This is a genomic window from Lysinibacillus sp. RU7 (genome assembly GCF_057837305.1).
The window spans coordinates 45746-66425 of sequence record NZ_JBYQFK010000010.1 but is presented as its reverse complement, the minus strand read 5'-3'; the positions used below and the strand labels follow the sequence as shown (position 1 = coordinate 66425).

Sequence of the window (20680 nt, the reverse complement as noted above, 5' to 3'; positions counted from 1 at the left end):
GAGGTGTGCTGCACATGCGAAGGAATAGACTAGCTGAACGCTACTATACGGATCGAGCAACCGTTACACGATCAGATAACTATGTTACGAGCGAGGGAGAAACACGTTTGCAGCCAAATCTCCTGATATATGAAAATGTTCCTTGCCGGATTTCACAACGCGCATTATCGACTAATGGCCAAACGGAAGCTACGAATGAAATCCAATATGAGACGAAGCTATTCATCTCTCCAAAGTTTGAAATACGCCAGGGAGATATTATATTTGTAACAAGAGGTTCTTCCACCAAACGGTACAAAGCGGGAGAGCCTTTTTTGTATGGACCACATCAGGAAATCAGCTTGCAACGACAGGAGCGAGCATAATGTTTGAGTTTAGTGAGTTTCGAGCGTTTGTAGAGCGTATGGAAAATATAAGTGAAGGAAATCAAATTGACCACTTTTTACGAGAGTGTTTACTTGATTTAGCTAAAAAACTTGTACGTAAAACGAAAGCAAAAACGCCGATCAATACAGGCCTATTAAGAGGGAAATGGGAGATGGGCTCTATTACAAAGCAAGGTGACATGTATGAAATAGAGGTATTTAATGATTTAGAGTATGCCGAATTTGTAGAGAATGGCTTTAAATCGCATTGGGTTCCAGGCTATTGGAGTAACAATCAGTTTGTTTATGATAAAAATGCAAAGACGGGTATGCAAGTAGGTAAGCCTGGTGGATTTGTAGAAGGGAAATTTATGCTCAAATTATCTGAACAAGAGTTAGAAAGAGAAATGGAGCGTTTCCTTCAGCGTAAGCAAGAAGAGTTTTTAAGGAAGTTGCTAGGAGGCGAGTAGCAATGACACCTGTGTCGGTGAACACTGTGAGAAAGGCAGTTATTTCAAAATTGAACACACGCTTCCCATTTCCTGAATTCCGAATTTATGGTGAAGAAATTGTACAAGGCTTTCAAGCACCTTGTTTTTTTGTAAAGCTCTTTCCTGTAGAACAGACCCAAGAGGTAGGTAAACGTTATTTTCGAAAACATCTATTTGACATTCATTATTTTCCTGTATCAGATTATGCTAATGAGGATATGCATGATATGGCGGAAAAGTTATATGAATTAATGGAGTATATCGGTTCAGAAGCGTTAATGAGGGGTACGGAAATGAAGCACGAAATTCATGATAATGTGCTTCATTTTTTTGTAGAATACAACTTCCATGTGCGCAAACATGTAGAAGAAATCAAAATGAGAACATTGGAGGGTGTTGAATTTGACACAGAAGACAACAAACAATCCGAACATAAAGAAGCAGTCAGTGAGTAAAAAATTTTCTAAGGCTGCTTTTTTAGCATCTGCTGCGTCCACAAAAGAGCGTTTGGAGTACGAGGTGGTACTACAAGATGGAGCAACTTATACCAAAGCAAAAGCTGAAAAGCTAGTAGCCGCATGGAAAAAGAAAGGAGTTGAGTCATAATGGGGGGCATTTGGGAAACACAAAATAAGGTACGTCCTGATGCGTATATCAATTTTGAAACCAACAGTTTAAACACTATGGGGCTTGATTCTAATGGTGCGTTAGCTATTCCAGTAGCGCTTGATTGGGGTGAAGTGGGTAAGTTTATAAAGCTGTCGACAAATACGAAGTTTCGAGCACTTTTTGGTAAATCTCTTAGTGATATATTACCTGTTCGAGAAGCTTTCAAGGCTACTAGCAATATATTTCTCTATAATCTTAACGGTGAGGGAGAAAGATCAACAGCTACGGCAGAAGGATTCACAGCCACTGCTAAATATGCTGGTCAAGACGGTAATAAGATTCATGTTATGGCTACCGTAAATTTAGATGGATCTGTAAATATTAAAACTTATTTTGATGCGATTCAGGTAGACTCACAGAAGGTAGCAACCTTTGATGATTTAAAGGGAAATGATTATGTAACATTTACAGGTAGTTTACCAACTATTGATGCCACGTTAACACTTACAGGTGGGACAACAGTAGCTGCAACAAATGAATCTATTTCGGAGTTCGCATCTGCTTTGGATACACTGAATTTTAAAACAGTAGCATTTGGGGCAGACGATAATACAACGAAATCACTACTGGCACTAAAGGTAAAAGAACTTCGTGAACAATCAGGAAAGCGCGTAACGTTTGTGACGAATAATTACAACGCAGCCGATCATGAAAGTACAGTTTCAGTGAAAAACGGTGTGACACTTGATGGTGGGGAGGTACTAAAACCAAAGGATGCTGTTTATTGGTTTGGCGCTGCGTTTGCCGCTGCTACAGTCGGTTCACTTACTTACGCCAAGTATCCAGGTGCGATTGAGGCGGAAACCATGACAAATGATGAAATTATTCAGGCTTTAAGGGATGGTCATATCGTTTATGCTTTCAACAATGATGAAGTAGTAGTAGAACAAGATATTAATACTTTCCGTTCTTTTACACCGAAAAAAAATCAAGATTTCCGAAAAGGGAAAATTGACCGTGGGATGTCCATTATTGAGAATAATACACGTCATATTTTCCGCAAGTATTTTATTGGTAAAGTAAATAATAATGATGATGGTCGGGACTTATTCAAGAAACAGCTAATGAAAACAGTACTTGATCCATATGTACGTCTAGGTGTAATTGATCCATACCTCCCAGAGGATATTGTCATTGAGCAAGGTGATGAAAAAGATGCTGTATTTGCAGTGATGGGTATCAAGTTCATTGATGCTATGGAGAAACTATATATGCGTGTGGAATGTAAGTAAGGGGGATTATAGATGCCGAATATCATGAGAACCAATGACGCAATGTCGAGTCGTGAAGGGACACTCTATATTACGATAGAGGGACAATCCTTCGAAATCGCAGAAATCTTAAAGTTCCGTGCGGATGTAGAATTTACGAAAGTAGAAGTAAAGAGACTTAATGCTCGTATGGAAGGCTCTAAAATTGTCGGTGCTAAAGGTGTTGGCAGCATGATGATTTATTATCACCGTCCAGAAATACGTGCTATGGCATGGGAGTACTTAAAAAACGGCAAATCGCCATTGTATGATGCCACTGTGGTAAATACGGATATTACGAGTATGGCAGGTAAGCAGACTGTAGATGTACGGAATATCGTACCGAACAAAATTTTATTGGCCATGCTCGATGCAGAAAGCTCAGATACACTAAAAGATGAATTTGATTTCACATTCGATGATTTTGAATTATTAAATCAATTTAATGTAATCCAATAAGGGGGAAAAGTACATGAGTAAATTTAAAGCTTTTATGAAAGAAAACGTATCGGAGGCAGAACTAGTAGATTTACCTTTATCACGTTTTGAGGAATCTATTAAACTTAGACCAATCCCTTCAGACGAAGCGGATTTAATCAACGACAGATGTTTTAAAAATATACCTGGAAAAAAAGGTCGCCAAGAGCGTGTGTTTGATCCAGTTGCATACAATCGCCGTATGAATGTAGCAGCTATCGTTTATCCAGATTTAAATGACACAGAGTTGCAACAATCATATGGTGTTCGAGGAGCAGAAGCTTTGTACGGTAAAATGTTTTTAGCTGGGGAAACAGCATTAATTTCAGAAAAAGTTCAGGAAATTAGCGGTCTTGACGAGTCACTTGAAGATCAGGTGGATGAAGTAAAAAACTAATTCAGGGTGGTGACGACGAGAGTGACGGACTTGCATTTTATGCACATGTTGCGCTACATCGTTTTAGTATACTACCCAGCCATTTTTTATCGATGAATCGTAAAGAATTAGCCTTTATGATTGCAAGTATAGACATCGAGCTTGAAAAAGAAGCAGAGGTAGCTAAAAAAAGTAATGGATAACACCCTCCTATTTATGTATATTTATGGGTGAGGAGGGTTATTTATGGCACAGAATAAAGTAATTGCAGGAGATTATGAAGGGAAAAATATAATGACTGGTCAGCAATCTTTTTTTAGTAAGGAAGAGGTCTTTTTATTTACTGGTTTTACTAAAAAATTCCCTTTGAATAAAGAAACTGTAGAATCTTATGAATTGGTTACTGAAGAGCACCGAAAAAGTGCAGTTAGCGGCGTTGCTCGTGGATTAGTAGGTGGAGCGTTATTAGGTCCAGTGGGATTATTGGCAGGTTTATCTGCTAAAAATAAAGGTACACATATCTTAGCAATTGAATTTAAAGATGGAAAAAAAAGTTTGGTGGAAATTAATGAAAAAATTTATAAATTATTTATACAAAAAATGTTTTAGGCACTCTTAAGGAGTGCTTTTTATTTTCTCTTAGTAAGTAGGTGAGTGAGAACTATGGCAGTGCGTACAGCATTGGAGTTAACTGATCGCATGACAGGTACTCTACAAAAAATTATGAAATCCATGAAGAGTGTAATGCATGTAATGGAGCAAATGCATACTGAGTCCAGTCGAGGGATGGATATGCGTAGCCTACAACGAGCTAGACGAGATATTGAAAATGCCAGTGCTAGTTTAGAAAGATTAAAAGCAAGTACTCAATTAGCTGGCAGTGAAGGTCAACGAAATGGTGAACGTCTAAGGAATGGTTTCAATAATGCTAGTGCAGGAGCAGATACAGCCACCAGTAGTGTACGTAGATTGCTGAGTAGTTTAATAGGCTTAGCAGCTACGTACTTATCGATTCAAGGGCTAGCAAATGGATTCAATAAATTCATTACAGCTAGTGATAATTATTCAAATACAAATGCTCGTTTATCTAACATTAACGATGGCTTACAAACGCAGGCAGAATTACAAGAGAAGATTTATAAAGCATCTCAGCGTAGTTTGAGTTCTTATAATGATACAGCTGCAAGTGTGGCAAAGTTGAACTTATTGGCTAAGGGTGCTTTTTCAGGTAATGATGAAGCTATTCGTTTTACAGAGTTAATGAATAAATCATTCTCTGTGTCAGGTGCTTCGACACAAGAAAAGCAAGCAGGTATGTACCAATTGACGCAGGCAATGGCAGCGGGTCGACTACAGGGTGATGAATTTAGGTCTATCATGGAGAATGCACCTATGTTAGCACAAGCAATTGCCGATGCAACAGGGGTTGGTATGGAAGGTCTTAAAAAGATGAGTGCTGAAGGAACTATTACAGCTGATATTATCAAATCGTCTTTATTTAGTGCCGCTAAAGATATTGAAGAAAAATTTAATAATATGCCTCTTACATTTGCAGATGCCATGACAGTATTTAATAACTGGGCGCAAAGAGCATTTGAACCGTTGTTTGTTCGATTCAGACAATTTGTTAACTCAAATGCCTTTGGTGTACTGGCAGGACATGCGATGGTATTTATTAATCTCTTTGTATCAGGCTTATCGCTTGTATTTGATGCATTAGAAATGATGTACAACACCATTGGGGCGGTGGGGCAATTTATGTATAATAACGCCGCATGGGTGGTACCTATTCTTGTAATAATGGGAACGGTTATAGGCGCTGTAGTAGCTATTCTGGTAACCAAATATACAATATTAGGATTAATTCGTGCAGCCACTTTAGCTTGGGCAGCTGCGCAATGGGTTTTAAACGCTGCTTATCTATCGAGTCCCATTACATGGGTACTCATAGGTATTATAGCTGTGATTGCGTTAGTTGTAATGGCTATGGTGATGTGGGGTGAGCAAACTGCAACAGTAGTAGGTTTTGTTGCAGGTCTTTTCGGTGCGCTTGGTGCATTTATCGCCAATATTTTCGTTAATATAGCTAACATATTAGTGATATTTGCTGAATTCTTTATTAACCTTTTCATTGATCCAGTGTATGCTGTGAAGAAATTATTCTATGATTTAGTCATGATGGTAGTAGATAATATGTCTGCCATGGCAGGGAGTTTTGATAGCGCGGCAACGGTATTAGGGAATGCTTTTGTAGCAGGCGCAAATATTGCTATTAAGGCAGTAAATGGTTTGATTAATTTACTCAATAAAATACCAGGTGTTGATATTGGCACGGTCGGTGAGCTACAAACTGGTAAGTCAAATGTTGTAACAAAACATTGGCAAAACTTCAAAGCCAATTTGAAGGCACCAACGAGTGATCGAAATGTAGTCAGTCTACCTAGAGCAGAACTAATGAGTATTCCTGATGCCTTTAATGCAGCTAACGAATGGGCATATAATGGCACAATGAAGGCAGCTGATAAAGTAAGTGGATTGGTTGATAAGGCAAAGAGCTTAGCTGGTCTAGGCAAGGATGATAAAAATAAAGAGAATCCTTTTAGTGATAAAGCTAGTTTGATGGATAACGTAGTAAATACAGCACCATCTGAATCCGGTTTAGCGGCAGCTGGTGATCCTAATAAAGGGAAATTAAAGGGTGGTAAGTTAGATACGGTCGGTAAAATTGAGGACAAGATCAATCTAGCAGATGAATATCTGGAATTATTTAAGGACATCGCAGAAGGTAAAGCGATTAATAACATCGTTTCTTTAACACCGAATTTACAAGTGAACAACACGTTTGAGGACACTGCAGGTAGTGTGCTAAGTAAAGTTTTGAATAAGATTGGTGACTTATCCAATGTCGGTGGTTATGCAGAAAAGCTAAATGACTTTGTTTCACAATCATTGAATTCTTCATCGAGAGATGAAGTGAGTGTTTCGAAGGAAATTAGGGAAAATGTTTCTGTTTCTCAATATAGATCATCTCAAACTACAAACACGTACAAAAGTGAACCGAAGATTTACTTCACTGGTGATATCCATAAAGATGTTGACGTAAATGATATCGTAAAAGCAATCACGCAGGAATTAAAAGATGAACAAGACCGTTCAGTAGAGGGGGTTTACGGATGACGACAGGTATATACCTGAGTGCTAAAAATGACAAGGAAGGTTTTCGTATTCCTGTAAACCCTCCTGAATTGCCTTTTAAATTAGCTGCTGATGGCGAGGAATTTAAGATTGCAAAAACTGGTTCCGTTAATGTGCCTAAACCAATGCAACTTCCTGAAATTGCATTTTCATCGTATTTCCCAGCGACTGATACACATTATGCCGAAACACAGTTTGTCGAACCCAAAAAGTATATTGATCAGATAACTAAGTGGATGGCTGAAGAAACGGTCATTCGCTTTATTTATGTCGGTGGTTCATTTTCAATTAATGACCTTGTCACGATTGAGAGTTTTGAAGCAAAAGATCAGTTTGGTACAGCTGATGTTGATTATTCAATTTCATTTAAAAAATACGTACCCTTTGGATTTAAGAAAATGGAACTTGTCAAAAAGAAAACCACTGCAGTTCAATCTGTAGACAAAAAATCTGTTGAACAAGTCGTTAAAAAAGAAGCTCCTAGAGAAAATCCAAAGCCAGTACCGCAAACGTATAGCCTTGTAAAAGGTGATTCTCTTTGGAAAATCGCGCAGAAGTACACTGGCAATGGAGCTAACTACAAAGCATTGCAATCGTTAAATGGTATTAAGGATAGTGAATTACGTAAGCTACCGATTGGTTTGAAAGTAAAAATACCGCCAGAATGGACAGCTAAGTGAGGTGACAGGTGTGGAAGTTCTAATCGATAATCGTGACGGAAATATTTACGAAGTGCCAGTTACCTCAGTTAGTTGGAAAACAGAAAAAACAGGTAAAGCATCTGAATTAAATGTTACTTTGCTGAATCCAGATCCATTAAAAGATAAAGTTGTTTCCGGTGCAATTGTGCGTGTTACGGATGATGTTCATAAAGTTTTTTACGGTTATTCTTTTAAAGCAGGTTTTGGTAAAAACAGCGAATTTAAAGTTACGGCCTACGATCAGCTGAAATACTTAATGTATAACGATACTTTCATCATTCCATCGATGCCAGCTGAATCAGCTATTGCTCGTGTTTGTGGGCAAGCAAATCTTACACTGAGTAATTCAGCAAGCACGGGGTTTGTAGCGCCAGCATTGGTTGAAGAGGATAAAAAAGCTTTAGATGTCATTATGAAATACATCGATTCGGCAATTGTCGCTACAAATCAAAGTTTTGTCTTTATGGATGATTTTGGAGCACTTGGATTGCACAACATTAATTCGCTTGTTATTCAACCTACAGAGTTTTATATTGGCGAAGAAAGCCTTTTATATGACTTTGATTATTCTGTCTCAATTGAGGATGCTTACAACCGAATTAAATTAGTTATCGATGATAAAGAGGCATCGAAACGAAGGGTATTTATTGCGCAGGACAGTGGCAATATTGCCAAATGGGGGCAGTTACAGTACTACAAAAAGGTAGACGAAAATATGACACCTGCACAAGTGGAAAGCCTGTTAGATGCTTTGCTTGCTGTTCATAACAAAGAGAAGAAAGAATTGTCTTTGAAGTGCTTAGGTGATTGGCGAGTGCGTGCTGGTAAGATGGTCTTTATTTATATCGAGAAATTAGCGCTGAAACAATTATTTTTGGTGGAAACTTGCACACATGATTGGTCACCAAAAGTGCACACAATGTCATTAGAATTGAAGGTGGTTTAATGAGTTTACTAGATTTAATAAAAACAACGGCAATGGCTGCCTTTCAAGCTTCCAATCCAGTAAATATCATTTTGGGTACGGTTATTGAATCCAAGCCATTGAAAATAGAAGTACACTCGAAGCTCATCTTAACGGATGAGTTTTTGCTTGTCGCTGAGCATCTCACAAGGCACGAACGAATTATGACTGTTCGATATGATTTTCCAAAGGTACACAATAAAGATGCTGTGATTGGTGATTCTACAAATGAAACTAGCTCGAAGCGCCGATACATTGGTACTGGTTATGTTACTCCATACGAAGAATACGAAATGAAATTTGCAAACATTCTATTTGAAGATGGTCTGCTAAAAGGTGATAGAGTTGTGCTTCATCGTGTGCAGGGTGGCCAGAAATATTATGTGTCAGATAGGTATAAGGAGGGGGATAAGGTATGGTAGTGCCGACAACAGCGGTAACGATTACACCAGAAATTGAAGTGATAGACGCTGCACAATTACCAACTCGTACTTATCATTTAGATTTTAATAGAGGTCGTTGTGGTGGTTTTATCGATGGACAAAAAGCGATGGAACAAGCGATTTTTAAAGTGCTTAATACGATTCGTTATAAGCATCTTATTTATACTGATAATTACGGCTTTGAAAATATGATTGGTTACGATGAATTGTATGTACGTGGTGACTTAGGAAGGCGTATTCAAGAAGCGTTATTACAGGATAAACGAATAACTTCACTGGATAGTTTCAGCCTTGAATTTACAACAAAAGAGGATGTTTTAGTGACTTTTATTGCGCACACTATTTATGGTGATGTCAGTCTCTTGAAGGAGGCGGTGCGTATTGCTTGAGTATTTAGAAGCCCAAACGTTTGATGTGATTTTGGCTGAAATGCTTGATAGAGTACCAGACGATGTAGATAAACTTGAAGGTAGTATTATTTATGATGCCCTAGCACCTACGGCATTAAAGCTCGCTGAAACATATTGGGATATGGCCGTGTTATTTCGTCGTACATTTGCCGTAACTGCAGATGGTATCGACCTTGAAAAACGTGTTAACGAGCATGGTGTAGAACGTAAAAAAGCAGGAAAGGCAATACGTCGTGCTTTATTTACAGATGGTGATAGTCAACCATTAGCTGTGGAAATTGGAAGCCAGTATCGCTTAGATTCACTTGTTTACAAGGTGATAGAACAAATTAGCACTGGTGAATACAAAATAGAGGCTCAAACTGCTGGTGTTATTGGTAATAAAGATTACGGTGAGATGTTGCCAATGGAAGCAAATAATAAGCTAGGTAAAGCTATTCTCGCTGAGGTACTTATACCAGGCGAAGATGATGAGTCAGATGAAAGTCTTTACTTAAAATATTTGGATCATATTCGAAATATTGCATTTGGAGGAAATCGCACAGATTATCGTCGGAAAATCATGCAAATCAAAGGCATAGGAGGAGTACGTCTATATCGTGCGCCATGGGGTGGAGGTACGGTAAAGGCTGTTATTGTTGATGCTGAATTTAATGAGCCAACAGCAGAATTAGTAGAGTTAGCACAAGAAATTGTAGATCCACTTCCATATACAGGTGATGGATATGGAACTGCACCAATAGGTCATGCAGTAAAAATGGAAGCTGCTAGTACATTTACGATTGATTTTGAGACAACGTTGATTTTAAATGAGGTAACGGTTGGGCAAATCGAAGCAGAAGTAAACGAAATTGTTGCTGCTTATTTTAATGATCTTCGCACTCAATGGCCTGTCGGTAATGGAGGAAATGGTGACAGTTACATTACTGTTCGGCTATTACAACTGGAAGCTAGGATACTAGAGGTTGAAGGTGTGGTGGATGTAACAAATAGCCTTTTAAATGGCGAAAATGCAAATGTTGTTGTTCGAAATGATTTGCCTGTTGTCGGGCAGGTGATTTTGAATGAGTAGGGAGTTTCTAAACGCAGTACCACCTTACTATGAGGGGATTTATGAGTTTAATGTCCTTGATGATGTTGTCAGTGATAGATATTCACGGATAGATGAGGCGTTTAAATTATTAGAAAACGATCAATTCGTTTTAACTTCTAGTGAAGCAGCAGTTGCTATACGTGAGCGTGACTTTGCCATCCGTGCGAATCCCAAAAGTGAAAGTTTGGATTTCCGTAAGGCTCGTATATTAACACATATGCAGTCGAAACCACCATATGTTTACGAGTATTTATACCATGTACTTGAAACTCTTTTGGGTACTGGTCGCTTCCATCTTGACTTATCAATTGATGACTTTGAAATGGAAACTTTGATTGACGCTGATGGTGAATATTATCATGAAACCAACAAATTACTAGAACGGATTGTTCCACTGAATATCGATATAACTTTAGCGGTAGGGATAATACGTGAAGTAATTAGGATTAATACAGGCACATACGGCTGGGTATTCAACGGGCGCGTTTGTGGTCGCTTCCGTACAGCTTCTCGTCCAGGAAACGCTGGGAAATTACCACCATATCAAATGCAACCAAGTTATACATTTCCATTCGATGCGCCGATTACCGGTCATTTTAAAACCGAAACTCGTCCGGGTGCAGTTGCAAGTGAAAAAATTAATATCAATGACAATGGCTACACGTTCGTTATCAACCGTAAACGATGTGGTCATTTTCGTGCTGGAGGTGTTTAGATGGCTACAGAGCTACAACAAATTGCAGTTGATAACATGATTGATTTTTTAGATGCCAATACGGTTAGTGCCAAAGTGACTGTCGATGGTGTCACATACGAAAAAGAAGTATCGCACGTTAGCCGAAAGCATGGCTTGCGTAAGTATGTGAAGTTTACGACCGAACGAGGGACAGTAACGAGAGTAGCGCTTGTCGATAGTTTGGGGCGCGAATGGTACGTGAAAACGATGAATCACACAATTGGCTCACAAGGCTATGCCGTATCGTTCCCGTTTGAATTAGACATTGTTTCGAAAAAAGTTGAGGTGAAAAGCTAATGTCATTGATGAATGGACCTATCCCAATCGACCCCAAAAATAATCCTTATACTCGCACTCAATGGGAAGATGACTTAGTGGACCCAGTGACGAGTGAAGTGTTAGAAGAAGGCACAACTTTCTGGGCAGAGTATGCCAATAACATCGAGTGGGGGATTTACAACGCTTATGTGCTGCTTGGATTTATGTACCGAGAGATAGAAAAAATGCAGGCTTTAATGGAGCTTGACGGTCGTGCACCGGGCAACAACGGTACATTTGCCGATATCTTTGATGACGGTAATGGTTTGTCGCGTCTTGAGCGATTGACTGCACAAACGGATGTAACGGCTACTGTAACAAGCGCTGATACTGTGATACCAGTAGCAAACGCCTCATTGTTCGAAGCGCTACAGGTAGTGACAATTTATGACGCCGATAGCTATGAGCATGTAACGATTCAAAGCATTGATACAGGAGCAAATACAATTACGGTATCCGCTTTAACAGCTGATTACAGTAAAGGCGCGAAAGTAGCGCGTAGTACAGCGACAGTTAATGCAACAAGTCAAACATTAGATGTCGCGCCGTTTGTGACGTTTAATGTTGAGATAGTGGAGGTGGTATGAGATGCCAACTGTTGTTAGTATAGCAATACCTTTAAAATATACAAATATAGGAAGTGATAGAGTTAAAGCGTACTTAGATTATGTATCATCTGGAAAAGTACGGCTAAAATTAAGTGTAGGCTTAGATCATCACACGGCTGTTCATTTTTCATCTTTTTATGCAGCTTTATATTATAAAAATGGAGAAAAAACCTATACATTATATACAGTTGCGGATTCCCCTAACAATCCGTCTGTTTTCTTAGGTCCTATTATTGACTTAGATAAAAATAAAATTCCCGACCAGGTAGCGCTCACTATAAAAGGGGGAAGAACAAGTAATGGTGTTTTTGACGGGTTTGGAGTCGATACTGGTATCGCAGGTAATTATCAAGCAATCCCTATAAGTATTCCTATAGATTGGTTTAATAATAACCCAGTAGTAAAACTAGATACTCAAAATAGCAATACATTTTACGAAAACGACACACTTAATATTGCTGGTACAGCATCCGATGCAGATAACGGTAACAGCGTCACAGTACGCTATCAAGTTAATGCTGGCACGGTACGGGCTATAAAAGCGTTTGTTTCCAACGGAACAGCAGAGGCGTTTAGTAAGACATTAACATTCCGTGGAGGGAATCTTTACGACGGTGAAATACTTATTGCTAGTGGCTTAACAGACGGTGTAGCTCATACCCTAAAAGTCTGGGCAACAGACGATCAAGGTGGTACCTCAGCAATTGTTGAACGTACATTTTATGTGGTTCCAAACCGAGCCCCATCACTAACTGTTAACCCACCTGTTACAGCTGGTATCATTGACAGTGATGAGATTGAGATTACTGGTTCTTACAACGATTTGGATAACAATACAACGACTGTCTCTTATCGTATAAACGGTGGCAACAGTGTTCAAGTCGCATCTGGTACAAGTGGTCACTTCGATTTTAAAATAAAGCTTGGCCAGCTCAAAGTCGGTTTGAATAATATTGTCGTTGAGGTCATTGATAGCTATGGAGCGAAGACAAGCCGAACTGTAAAACTTCAAAAGAATGAAGTGAAAACGGAACAATTGAAATCAACTGCACGCTATAAAATCCTGCCTCCACTCGGTACTGCAACAGGCGTTGTTATCTGGGTACGGCGTGATGAAAATCTAGTAGTATCTGCATCGATCAGCATGACGCAGACAGGTGAAGCAGAAAACTTTGTGCCAATGATTAAAAAAGAAGAGCCAGCACCAGTGCCGAATGTACCTGGTATGTTTGAGGACCAATTTCATTATGAAAATACAACACCTGTTGATCACATTATTTTACAACTAGACTTACAGCGCTCATCTTTAACAGCCGACGAAAAAATTCATGTACTGATAGGGGTGATTGACTAATGGAAATTCGTGAAAGAGATGAATTCGGTAACTTAAAGCCACCAGCCAAAATATTTAGTGGCCTTACGGAAAAAGAAAAAGTGACGGCATTAGGCGCTCAATTAGCACAAGAAAAACTAGCTAATATGCAAAAAGAAGCAATTATCAACGGACTTGGCACACAAGTAGCTCAAATGAAACTTGAAATTATGCAACTGAAAGGAGGCGCGTCCTGATGGAATTCTGGGCAATGGCTTATAAATTAAAATGGGTTACAGTTGAGCAATTACGTTTAGCAGTAAAAACAGAAGCAAATCCATACGGAGAAATTTCATCTGAAGAGTACAAAACAATCACAGGGCAAGACTTTTAAGGCGCATGCAGTAGCATAGCGTTATTTTTCACGTCAAAAAGTTATTAGAGGAAATCCCCTTCTTTCTTAGTATGATATTAGGTGGGAGGGATAAATTTGGAATTAAGTAGAATTGAACGAAACATAGAAATGGCTAGAAAATCACTTGAAGGTCTTTCTAAATCAATTAGGGAATTTCATGAAATGAAAGTTTATTCCTCTATAGGAGAACTGTTGTTATGGATTTGTGTTTCAGATGACTGGTTTAAGAAGAATTTCGAAAGAGAATATAGGCAACATATAAAAGATTATAATATGGCTCCGATCTTATCTGGTATTCGTCGTGCTTTCAATGCATTTAAACATAATATGAGTATAACAAAGGTGCATGAATCTAGAGGAGGATTTGAATTCACGGAAGAGGGAGTTGAATTTCCTTTTGAAATAGAGGAAATTACAATACATTGGATGGAAATTACAGGTGACGACCCAAAATTCACTAAGCAATCTGAAGCTCAAATAAAAAATTATACTAATCATTTAGTAGGTAAAGATGTATATGAAACCTCAAAAATCTGCTTAGATTTTCTTTTTAATGAATTGTGGTACGTGAAAAGGAAGCAAAATAGATAATATACTTAGTTAAGAGCCTAGAAAATCCATAGGAACGCATTTCATGTTGTCAACGGGGTAATAAATCAATAATCCTTCTATTTTATGCAGCAACAGGTAGCAAAAACTTACTAAGTGATTTCTGCCTCTTATATCGTATCCTTATATTAAAGTGAGGTGAAAAATCATGTATAGCGAGTATCAAATTCATATTGAATATGCTAGGGAAACTACTGGTGGTGTACATCGTGTTATAAAGTACGATGATCAGCATACTAGAGATAGTGTTTTTAATGAAATTGCGGAAAAACTAACAGGTAATAAAATAACAAGTGATCAACTCCGTATCAATGGGGGAATAATAGTTTCAACAGGTGTATTACATCAACCTCTCAAGACTATGGCACCATTTGAGCGTGAATTTTACTTAGGAACAGAAGCATTAGAAGCACTCTTTGAAATGGTCGGTGAAACACTATAAATCATTAAGCACTCTCAACCGAGGGTGCTTTTTATAATTCTAATCGATTTAGAAACGCATAAGGGTGAGCAATTGCGTGTCCTTCTATTATTTTGAGAGGATGTTAAGAAAATGCTTAAAATAAGAAAATACTTAGTGCCACTAGATATTGCAAATAAGGTCACATATGGAAAAGTTAATAGTAAAAAGAAGGTTTGCATCCATGAAACAGGTAATAAAGTGATTGGAAGTCGAGCTGATAATCATGCTAGGTTACAGGCGAATGGAAATAGCCGTCAAGCATCCTGGCATTGGACGGTCGATGATAAAGAGGCGGTGCAATCATTCGAGCATGAATTTGCATGTTGGGCTACGGGGAAAACGCAAGGTAATAAAGAAGCTATACAAATTGAAATGTGTGTTAATTCTGACGGGAATTACATGCAGACCGTAGAAAATACAGCAATGTTAGTAGCTCAAATTTTAAAGGAAGAAAAATTAACAATTAAAGATGTTGTTCAGCATTATGATTATAGTAAGAAAAATTGTCCAGAGTTAATGCGTTCAGGAAAACAAATTACCTGGAAACAGTTTCTGAAGAAAGTAGAAGATTATATGCAGCTAACTATGGAAAAGGAGCCGTTAGTAATGCAATTTTTAAATAGTACAGGTCGCGCGGAAATTAGAGCGCTTTTGAAAAGAGCACGCATTAATGGGATTATTGATAAAACTGTTCATACTGATTCCAAAATTGATAACTATACAGATATCCAATTAATAAGTTATCAAGCTGCCGTTATAAATAGGACAATAATTTAAAGAAACCCACTTTAAAGAGACTGTAAAGAATCTTTAAAGTGGGTTTTTTCTTTTGCAATATACAAATCAATTTTTTGCAAAGTTGCCTGCGAAGCTACAATTTGTGAAGGTACACGTAAAAATGCCTTTAAACTACAGAACGAAACATTCGACGAACTATACTATAGCAAAATTTTCATGAATTAATCGTTATACTAGACTAGGTTTCTTTTATTGTGAAACAAACTTTCACTCTTAGATTACATGTCCATTACAAATCAAAGAACTCGGTATTTTCATTGATGAAAATACCGAGTTTTTTATACCCACTCTATTAGCGAATTCGGAATATTGTGTGTACTTTGAGTGCGTGCCGATGTATAGTATTCTTTATATTGCATAATCATACACTCTACAATGGAATGAAGCAATGAAAACACGGCAATATCACATGACATAACGTTGTGTTCCGATGTACCTGTTGTCAACAGTAAATCTGCTTGCTTTTGTAGTGGACACGGTACATTATCTGTAATCGCTATAAGCTTCACTTTTTTACGTTTTGCTAACTCGACTACAGCCATCACATCATCCTGTTGCTCATTTACGCCGACTACAAACAGTACAGATTGTTCGTTCATCTGTGTTAAATCGATAGCAATTTTTTCTGTATTATAACTCATTAACTGTACATCATTACGATAAGATACAAGATTAGTATACAACCAAAGTGCAGCAGGTGCTGAACTTCTAACACCTAGTATAAAAATACGATTTGCATTATGTAGAAGATTGATTGTTTCATTAAAGTTTTGCTCATGCATTCTTTGCATTGTATTGACGATGCTGTCTATATCTTTTGACATCACTTCATTACAAGGAATATTCTGTTTTTTGATGGCACGCGCTTTCGTTGTAACAGGTGCAGCTCCATCTTTTTCAATTAAGTACTCTTTTACTTTTTGTTGTAGCTCACTAAATCCAGATAGATCCATTGCATAGCAGAAACGAATAACAGTTGATTCACTAACACCCGCTTGTCGCCCTACTTCAGAAGCTACTTGTGTCGCAATAATGTTAGGATTGTCAATGACAAATTGTGCTACTTTCCGTTGACCCTTTGATAGTCTTATGTACTTCTTCTTAATACTATCGCAAATACTCATACTTCAATTCCTTCCTTCTTCAATAGTTAAATGGTCTCAGTGATGTTAATTCGACATACGCTATGTTCCATATAATAAAAAATACATTAACATGAATATTAATTGAATACAATGACTTTTCTGAAAAAACTTTAATGCTTTAACAAACAAAACTAATTTAGATACAAAATTGACAAAAATTCAGTTAGTATTTTTTAAACCTAAAAGAATTAATATTTTTTAAGTAATCCAATTAAATTAATACACTTTACAACTGACGATAAAAAAAAGAAAGAAGTCGCCCTTACGAACAACCTCCTCCCGTACTTTAAGTTAACGTAACTCTGTTTGTTTCGTTTCTTTCCCTAACAGTACAACCGCTGCTACGCCGATTAAAATCGCCACACAAAAAACGGCAAAAATAACACCATAATCATATCCTTTAGCTAACATAACACCGACTAATGATGGGCCAAAAATTCCGCCAATACGCCCTACGGATGCTGCCATCCCTGCGCCTGTCCCGCGAATAATAGCTGGATATTGCTCAGGCGTGTACGCATACAAAGCACCCCATGCACCTAAGTTAAAGAATGATAATAACATACCCGAAGCGAGTAATACCCCGACCGTTTCAGCATTACCAAAAACAAATGCGCTTGCCGCAGTCCCTATTAAATAAGTAACAAGGACAAATTTACGACCAAACTTTTCGATAAACCATGCCGCTGTGAAATACCCTGGTAATTGAGCAAGTGTCATGATTAACACATATTTAAAGCTCGCTATTAAATCGAATCCTTTATCGACCATGACCGTTGGCAGCCATAGAAACATGCCATAGTAAGAAAATACAACTGCAAACCATAGCACCCACATCATGAAGGTCGATTTAGCATATTCTTTCGCCCATACATTACGAATGTTTTGAAAGACAGAACGTTTTTTGGCCTCTGCACTCACTGTAAATTGCGGTGAATCTGGTAATTTCATGCGTATATAAATCGCATAAAAGGCAGGAATCGCTGTAATTAATAATGCTACTCGCCAGCCTTCAATTGGCCAAAAATCAGCCGGTATAACAAAGTATGAAATGATTGCGGCAATTAACCAACCAGCCGCCCAAAAACTTTCGAGTAGCACGACTACTCGGCCGCGTTCTTCTGCCTTGACACTTTCTGATACAAGTGTGGAAGCAACCGGTAACTCTCCCCCAAGCCCCATCCCAATTAAAAAGCGTAACAGTAAAAAGACTGTTAACGTTGTCGCAAATGCGGATAATCCACTCGCAACGGAAAATAATACGAGCGTCCACATAAAAATTTGTTTACGCCCTACTTTATCTGCTAGCACGCCGAATAGTAATGCGCCCACCGCCATACCGATAGAGTTCACACTACCGATCCAGCCCTTTTCAACAGGACTCAATCCCCAATCGGCTGTTAGCGCCGCAATAACGAACGATAAAATGCCGACATCCATTGCATCAAACATCCACCCCACACCGGCAACACCGAGTAATTTATTGCGAGAAATAGACGTTGTATTTGTAACCGCATTGTCATTTCTTATTATTTTTTCCACTCTTCTATCACCTGTCTTTACACTTGACGTTACATAATCACTATACATTTGTTTCAATAAAGTGACAATGAAAACTTGAAATATCGAATTGTTTAGACTATTTATAGTTTTCCTATTGAAATGGAATTTATGTAGGAGTAAAATGTCTTTTATATAAAAACAATTGTTCATCCAGTGAGCACAAAAGGAGCTTAACTTGTTATGTGGAAAGGTTTAATCGAAGAATATAAAGAGTTTTTACCCGTTAATGAAAATACACCCGCTTTAACATTAAATGAAGGAAATACACCACTTGTACACTTAGTGAATTTATCGAAAGAACTTGGTATCGAACTTTACGGTAAAATTGAAGGCGCAAACCCAACTGGTTCATTCAAAGACCGTGGTATGGTATTTGCTGTTGCAAAAGCAGTAGAAGACGGCTCGAAATGCGTTATTTGTGCTTCTACAGGTAACACTTCAGCAGCTGCTGCAGCCTATGCAACGCGCGCTGGCATTCAGTCTATCGTTGTCATTCCGAAAGGGAAAGTAGCGCTTGGAAAATTAGCACAAGCTTGTATGTATGGTGCAAAAATTATCGAGATTGATGGTAACTTTGATGATGCCCTAAATATCGTGCGTCAAGTATCCGAAACAACACCTGTCTCTTTAGTAAACTCTGTAAACCCATATCGTATTGAAGGGCAAAAAACAGCATCATTTGAAATCGTGGATTCTTTAGGCAAAGCACCAGACTTCTTATGTATCCCTGTTGGGAATGCTGGTAACATCACAGCTTACTGGAAAGGCTTTAAAGAGTACAATGACGTAAAAGGAACTGGTTTACCAAAAATGTTTGGCTTCGAAGCAGAAGGTGCTGCTGCCATCGTAAAAGGTGAGCCAATCGCCAACCCAGAAACAGTCGCAACAGCGATCCGTATCGGTAACCCTGCTAGCTGGAAACTAGCTGAAGCAGCTCGTGATGAGTCTGGTGGTATTATTGACATGGTAACAGACGAAGAAATTTTAGCAGCGTACAAATTAATCGCTGGTAAAGAAGGTATTTTCGTTGAACCAGGTTCAGCAGCATCTCTTGCAGGTGTGATTAAATCCGTAAAAGCAGGCAAAATCCCTGCTGGTAGCCAAGTGGTGACAATCTTCACAGGCAACGGCTTAAAAGACCCTGACACAGCAATGAGCGTTTCCACAGTAGATCTTGTATCACTGAAAAATGATGAACAAGAAATCCGTGCGTATATCGAGGGTATTCTGTAATGAAGTGGCAAATCACAGTTCCTGGGAGTACTGCAAATTTAGGCCCTGGCTTTGACTCAATCGGGTTAGGTTTATCCCTCTACTTAAATTTAACAGTATCTCTAGCGGACGAATGGGCATTTATTCACACAGGTGACAATGTCCCAACCGATATAACCGTTGAAAACCATTTAATTTATCAAATTGCATGTGATGTAGCAGAAAAGTTTGGCAAAGAGCTACCTCCATGTCGTGTTGAAATGACAAGTGAGCTACCGCTTGCACGCGGTCTCGGTAGCAGTGCCGCTGCGATCGTTGGTGCAATTGAACTAGCAAATATCATATGTAACTTAAATTTATCGATACAAGATAAATTAAATATCTCTTCTCAAATTGAAGGACACCCAGACAATGCGACAGCCTCAGTACTAGGCGGCTTAACCGTCTCTGCAATGGATGAAAACGGTATTGTAGATACTATCCATGTACGCGAAGTAGATGCTGCATTTGTTGTATATATTCCAAATGTAGAGTTAAAAACAGCGGAAGCACGCGGTGTCTTGCCAGAACAATTTGATCGTAGTTATGCGGTACGCGCAAGTGCGAATGCGAATATGTTAGCTGCTGCACTCATTGCCGGGGATTACGAACGTATGGGGCATTATATGGAAAAGGATTTATTCCATGAACCATTCCGTGCTCAGCTCATTCCTGCCTTCCATGAAATACATGCAGCTGCGAAAACAAGCGGCGCATACGGAACGGCGTTAAGCGGAGCAGGTCCAACACTTATTTCTTTAGTACCAACTACTATTGCAGAGCATTTTGTCGCTGATATGGCGAAGAAATTCCCTGAACATAACGTCATCTTAACAAAAGCCGATCAAAACGGTATTGTTGTTCAATCATTAATGTAATTAAATCGCCTTCCTCGGAAGGCGATTTTTTTATTCCCGCGTTAGCTTTCTTTACGTCAAAAGTATGAATTTTTCGTTTTTTATAGCTAAACCGTGCATTTTAGAGCTATTTTTGTTGTATACTTAGAATTACCACACAGGAAAGGGGAA

Annotated in this window: 27 protein-coding genes; 25 read left to right on the top strand and 2 right to left on the bottom strand. The window is 38.5% G+C overall.

The features are described from left to right. Positions 1-14 precede the first annotated feature (14 nt). The 23 genes from AC3II9_RS09160 (at position 15) to AC3II9_RS09050 (ending at position 15672) form a co-directional block, all read left to right on the top strand. Positions 15-365: an ABC transporter ATP-binding protein gene (locus AC3II9_RS09160; protein ID WP_489155035.1), complete on the top strand. Its 351-nt coding sequence runs from the start codon at positions 15-17 to the stop codon at positions 363-365. Next, positions 365-835, top strand: coding sequence for an HK97 gp10 family phage protein (locus AC3II9_RS09155; RefSeq protein ID WP_489155033.1), 471 nt, complete (start codon positions 365-367; stop codon positions 833-835). The genes AC3II9_RS09160 and AC3II9_RS09155 overlap by 1 nt, the downstream gene beginning before the upstream one ends. A gap of 2 nt (positions 836-837) precedes the next feature. Then, positions 838-1311, top strand: coding sequence for a phage tail terminator family protein (locus AC3II9_RS09150; protein WP_489155031.1), 474 nt, complete (start codon positions 838-840; stop codon positions 1309-1311). Beyond that, positions 1304-1462, top strand: coding sequence for a hypothetical protein (locus AC3II9_RS09145; RefSeq protein ID WP_489155029.1), 159 nt, complete (start codon positions 1304-1306; stop codon positions 1460-1462). Before AC3II9_RS09150 ends, AC3II9_RS09145 begins: the two co-directional genes overlap by 8 nt. After that, complete coding sequence (locus tag AC3II9_RS09140; RefSeq protein ID WP_489155027.1) at positions 1462-2757, top strand: phage tail sheath C-terminal domain-containing protein; 1296 nt, start codon at positions 1462-1464, stop codon at positions 2755-2757. The genes AC3II9_RS09145 and AC3II9_RS09140 overlap by 1 nt, the downstream gene beginning before the upstream one ends. 12 nt (positions 2758-2769) lie before the next feature. Then, positions 2770-3234: a phage tail tube protein gene (locus AC3II9_RS09135; protein WP_489155025.1), complete on the top strand. Its 465-nt coding sequence runs from the start codon at positions 2770-2772 to the stop codon at positions 3232-3234. A gap of 13 nt (positions 3235-3247) precedes the next feature. After that, positions 3248-3649, top strand: a complete 402-nt coding sequence (locus tag AC3II9_RS09130) for a phage tail assembly chaperone (RefSeq protein ID WP_489155023.1) — start codon at positions 3248-3250, stop codon at positions 3647-3649. Positions 3650-3874: 225 nt separating this feature from the next. Further along, positions 3875-4237, top strand: coding sequence for a hypothetical protein (locus tag AC3II9_RS09125; protein WP_489155021.1), 363 nt, complete (start codon positions 3875-3877; stop codon positions 4235-4237). Positions 4238-4291: 54 nt separating this feature from the next. Further along, a complete protein-coding gene (locus AC3II9_RS09120) occupies positions 4292-6805 on the top strand; it encodes a tape measure protein (protein WP_489155019.1) in 2514 nt (837 codons plus the stop codon). Beyond that, entirely contained in the window at positions 6802-7503 is a 702-nt protein-coding gene (locus AC3II9_RS09115) for a LysM peptidoglycan-binding domain-containing protein (RefSeq protein ID WP_489155017.1), read from the top strand. The genes AC3II9_RS09120 and AC3II9_RS09115 overlap by 4 nt, the downstream gene beginning before the upstream one ends. A 10-nt stretch (positions 7504-7513) precedes the next feature. Then, entirely contained in the window at positions 7514-8470 is a 957-nt protein-coding gene (locus tag AC3II9_RS09110) for an XkdQ/YqbQ family protein (protein ID WP_489155015.1), read from the top strand. Further along, positions 8470-8910: a DUF2577 domain-containing protein gene (locus AC3II9_RS09105; protein WP_489155013.1), complete on the top strand. Its 441-nt coding sequence runs from the start codon at positions 8470-8472 to the stop codon at positions 8908-8910. Before AC3II9_RS09110 ends, AC3II9_RS09105 begins: the two co-directional genes overlap by 1 nt. Further along, positions 8904-9320 carry a DUF2634 domain-containing protein gene (locus AC3II9_RS09100; protein ID WP_489155011.1) on the top strand — a complete coding sequence of 139 codons (417 nt, stop codon included), beginning with the start codon at positions 8904-8906 and terminating at the stop codon, positions 9318-9320. Before AC3II9_RS09105 ends, AC3II9_RS09100 begins: the two co-directional genes overlap by 7 nt. Further along, positions 9313-10413: a baseplate J/gp47 family protein gene (locus AC3II9_RS09095; protein ID WP_489155009.1), complete on the top strand. Its 1101-nt coding sequence runs from the start codon at positions 9313-9315 to the stop codon at positions 10411-10413. The genes AC3II9_RS09100 and AC3II9_RS09095 overlap by 8 nt, the downstream gene beginning before the upstream one ends. After that, positions 10406-11149, top strand: coding sequence for a putative phage tail protein (locus AC3II9_RS09090; RefSeq protein ID WP_489155007.1), 744 nt, complete (start codon positions 10406-10408; stop codon positions 11147-11149). The genes AC3II9_RS09095 and AC3II9_RS09090 overlap by 8 nt, the downstream gene beginning before the upstream one ends. Next, positions 11150-11467, top strand: a complete 318-nt coding sequence (locus tag AC3II9_RS09085) for a hypothetical protein (RefSeq protein ID WP_489155005.1) — start codon at positions 11150-11152, stop codon at positions 11465-11467. After that, entirely contained in the window at positions 11467-12075 is a 609-nt protein-coding gene (locus tag AC3II9_RS09080; protein WP_489155003.1) for a hypothetical protein, read from the top strand. The genes AC3II9_RS09085 and AC3II9_RS09080 overlap by 1 nt, the downstream gene beginning before the upstream one ends. 1 nt (position 12076) lies before the next feature. Next, positions 12077-13450 (top strand): hypothetical protein, encoded by a 1374-nt coding sequence (locus AC3II9_RS09075; protein WP_489155001.1) that lies wholly within the window; start codon positions 12077-12079, stop codon positions 13448-13450. Beyond that, on the top strand, positions 13450-13665 hold the full coding sequence (locus AC3II9_RS09070; RefSeq protein ID WP_489155000.1) for a hypothetical protein: 216 nt from the start codon (positions 13450-13452) through the stop codon (positions 13663-13665). The genes AC3II9_RS09075 and AC3II9_RS09070 overlap by 1 nt, the downstream gene beginning before the upstream one ends. Beyond that, entirely contained in the window at positions 13665-13802 is a 138-nt protein-coding gene (locus AC3II9_RS09065; RefSeq protein WP_489154998.1) for an XkdX family protein, read from the top strand. Before AC3II9_RS09070 ends, AC3II9_RS09065 begins: the two co-directional genes overlap by 1 nt. A gap of 96 nt (positions 13803-13898) precedes the next feature. Then, positions 13899-14414, top strand: a complete 516-nt coding sequence (locus AC3II9_RS09060) for a hypothetical protein (RefSeq protein WP_489154996.1) — start codon at positions 13899-13901, stop codon at positions 14412-14414. A gap of 166 nt (positions 14415-14580) precedes the next feature. Continuing rightward, the gene (locus tag AC3II9_RS09055; RefSeq protein ID WP_489154994.1) at positions 14581-14874 is read left to right on the top strand and encodes a hypothetical protein; all 294 of its coding nucleotides are present in this window, start codon (positions 14581-14583) and stop codon (positions 14872-14874) included. 111 nt (positions 14875-14985) lie between these two features. Continuing rightward, a complete protein-coding gene (locus AC3II9_RS09050) occupies positions 14986-15672 on the top strand; it encodes a peptidoglycan recognition protein family protein (RefSeq protein ID WP_489154992.1) in 687 nt (228 codons plus the stop codon). A 299-nt stretch (positions 15673-15971) separates the two neighbouring features. On the opposite strand, the gene AC3II9_RS09045 is transcribed toward AC3II9_RS09050, so the two are convergent. Next, entirely contained in the window at positions 15972-16817 is an 846-nt protein-coding gene (locus tag AC3II9_RS09045; RefSeq protein WP_489154991.1) for a MurR/RpiR family transcriptional regulator, read from the bottom strand. Positions 16818-17129: 312 nt separating this feature from the next. Next, a complete protein-coding gene (locus AC3II9_RS09040; protein ID WP_489155161.1) occupies positions 17130-18290 on the bottom strand; it encodes an MFS transporter in 1161 nt (386 codons plus the stop codon). A 291-nt stretch (positions 18291-18581) separates the two neighbouring features. Between AC3II9_RS09040 and thrC the strand changes: the two genes are divergently transcribed. Beyond that, positions 18582-19634 (top strand): threonine synthase, encoded by a 1053-nt coding sequence (gene thrC / locus AC3II9_RS09035; RefSeq protein ID WP_489154989.1) that lies wholly within the window; start codon positions 18582-18584, stop codon positions 19632-19634. Beyond that, positions 19634-20530, top strand: coding sequence for a homoserine kinase (gene thrB / locus AC3II9_RS09030; protein WP_489154987.1), 897 nt, complete (start codon positions 19634-19636; stop codon positions 20528-20530). The genes thrC and thrB overlap by 1 nt, the downstream gene beginning before the upstream one ends. The last annotated feature ends 150 nt before the right edge of the window (positions 20531-20680 follow it).

What these genes read in the sequence shown, in the direction of transcription:
- AC3II9_RS09040 (WP_489155161.1), bottom strand. Translation starts at nt 18,290, where the DNA reads ATGTTTGATGCAATGGATGTCGGCATTTTATCGTTCGTTATTGCGGCG.
- AC3II9_RS09075 (WP_489155001.1), top strand. Translation starts at nt 12,077, where the DNA reads ATGCCAACTGTTGTTAGTATAGCAATACCTTTAAAATATACAAATATA.
- AC3II9_RS09150 (WP_489155031.1), top strand. Translation starts at nt 838, where the DNA reads ATGACACCTGTGTCGGTGAACACTGTGAGAAAGGCAGTTATTTCAAAA.
- AC3II9_RS09100 (WP_489155011.1), top strand. Translation starts at nt 8,904, where the DNA reads ATGGTAGTGCCGACAACAGCGGTAACGATTACACCAGAAATTGAAGTG.
- AC3II9_RS09130 (WP_489155023.1), top strand. Translation starts at nt 3,248, where the DNA reads ATGAGTAAATTTAAAGCTTTTATGAAAGAAAACGTATCGGAGGCAGAA.
- AC3II9_RS09140 (WP_489155027.1), top strand. Translation starts at nt 1,462, where the DNA reads ATGGGGGGCATTTGGGAAACACAAAATAAGGTACGTCCTGATGCGTAT.
- AC3II9_RS09085 (WP_489155005.1), top strand. Translation starts at nt 11,150, where the DNA reads ATGGCTACAGAGCTACAACAAATTGCAGTTGATAACATGATTGATTTT.
- AC3II9_RS09070 (WP_489155000.1), top strand. Translation starts at nt 13,450, where the DNA reads ATGGAAATTCGTGAAAGAGATGAATTCGGTAACTTAAAGCCACCAGCC.
- AC3II9_RS09135 (WP_489155025.1), top strand. Translation starts at nt 2,770, where the DNA reads ATGCCGAATATCATGAGAACCAATGACGCAATGTCGAGTCGTGAAGGG.
- AC3II9_RS09120 (WP_489155019.1), top strand. Translation starts at nt 4,292, where the DNA reads ATGGCAGTGCGTACAGCATTGGAGTTAACTGATCGCATGACAGGTACT.
- AC3II9_RS09155 (WP_489155033.1), top strand. Translation starts at nt 365, where the DNA reads ATGTTTGAGTTTAGTGAGTTTCGAGCGTTTGTAGAGCGTATGGAAAAT.
- thrC (WP_489154989.1), top strand. Translation starts at nt 18,582, where the DNA reads ATGTGGAAAGGTTTAATCGAAGAATATAAAGAGTTTTTACCCGTTAAT.
- AC3II9_RS09050 (WP_489154992.1), top strand. Translation starts at nt 14,986, where the DNA reads ATGCTTAAAATAAGAAAATACTTAGTGCCACTAGATATTGCAAATAAG.
- AC3II9_RS09090 (WP_489155007.1), top strand. Translation starts at nt 10,406, where the DNA reads ATGAGTAGGGAGTTTCTAAACGCAGTACCACCTTACTATGAGGGGATT.
- AC3II9_RS09160 (WP_489155035.1), top strand. Translation starts at nt 15, where the DNA reads ATGCGAAGGAATAGACTAGCTGAACGCTACTATACGGATCGAGCAACC.
- AC3II9_RS09115 (WP_489155017.1), top strand. Translation starts at nt 6,802, where the DNA reads ATGACGACAGGTATATACCTGAGTGCTAAAAATGACAAGGAAGGTTTT.
- AC3II9_RS09080 (WP_489155003.1), top strand. Translation starts at nt 11,467, where the DNA reads ATGTCATTGATGAATGGACCTATCCCAATCGACCCCAAAAATAATCCT.
- thrB (WP_489154987.1), top strand. Translation starts at nt 19,634, where the DNA reads ATGAAGTGGCAAATCACAGTTCCTGGGAGTACTGCAAATTTAGGCCCT.
- AC3II9_RS09055 (WP_489154994.1), top strand. Translation starts at nt 14,581, where the DNA reads ATGTATAGCGAGTATCAAATTCATATTGAATATGCTAGGGAAACTACT.
- AC3II9_RS09125 (WP_489155021.1), top strand. Translation starts at nt 3,875, where the DNA reads ATGGCACAGAATAAAGTAATTGCAGGAGATTATGAAGGGAAAAATATA.
- AC3II9_RS09105 (WP_489155013.1), top strand. Translation starts at nt 8,470, where the DNA reads ATGAGTTTACTAGATTTAATAAAAACAACGGCAATGGCTGCCTTTCAA.
- AC3II9_RS09065 (WP_489154998.1), top strand. Translation starts at nt 13,665, where the DNA reads ATGGAATTCTGGGCAATGGCTTATAAATTAAAATGGGTTACAGTTGAG.
- AC3II9_RS09045 (WP_489154991.1), bottom strand. Translation starts at nt 16,817, where the DNA reads ATGAGTATTTGCGATAGTATTAAGAAGAAGTACATAAGACTATCAAAG.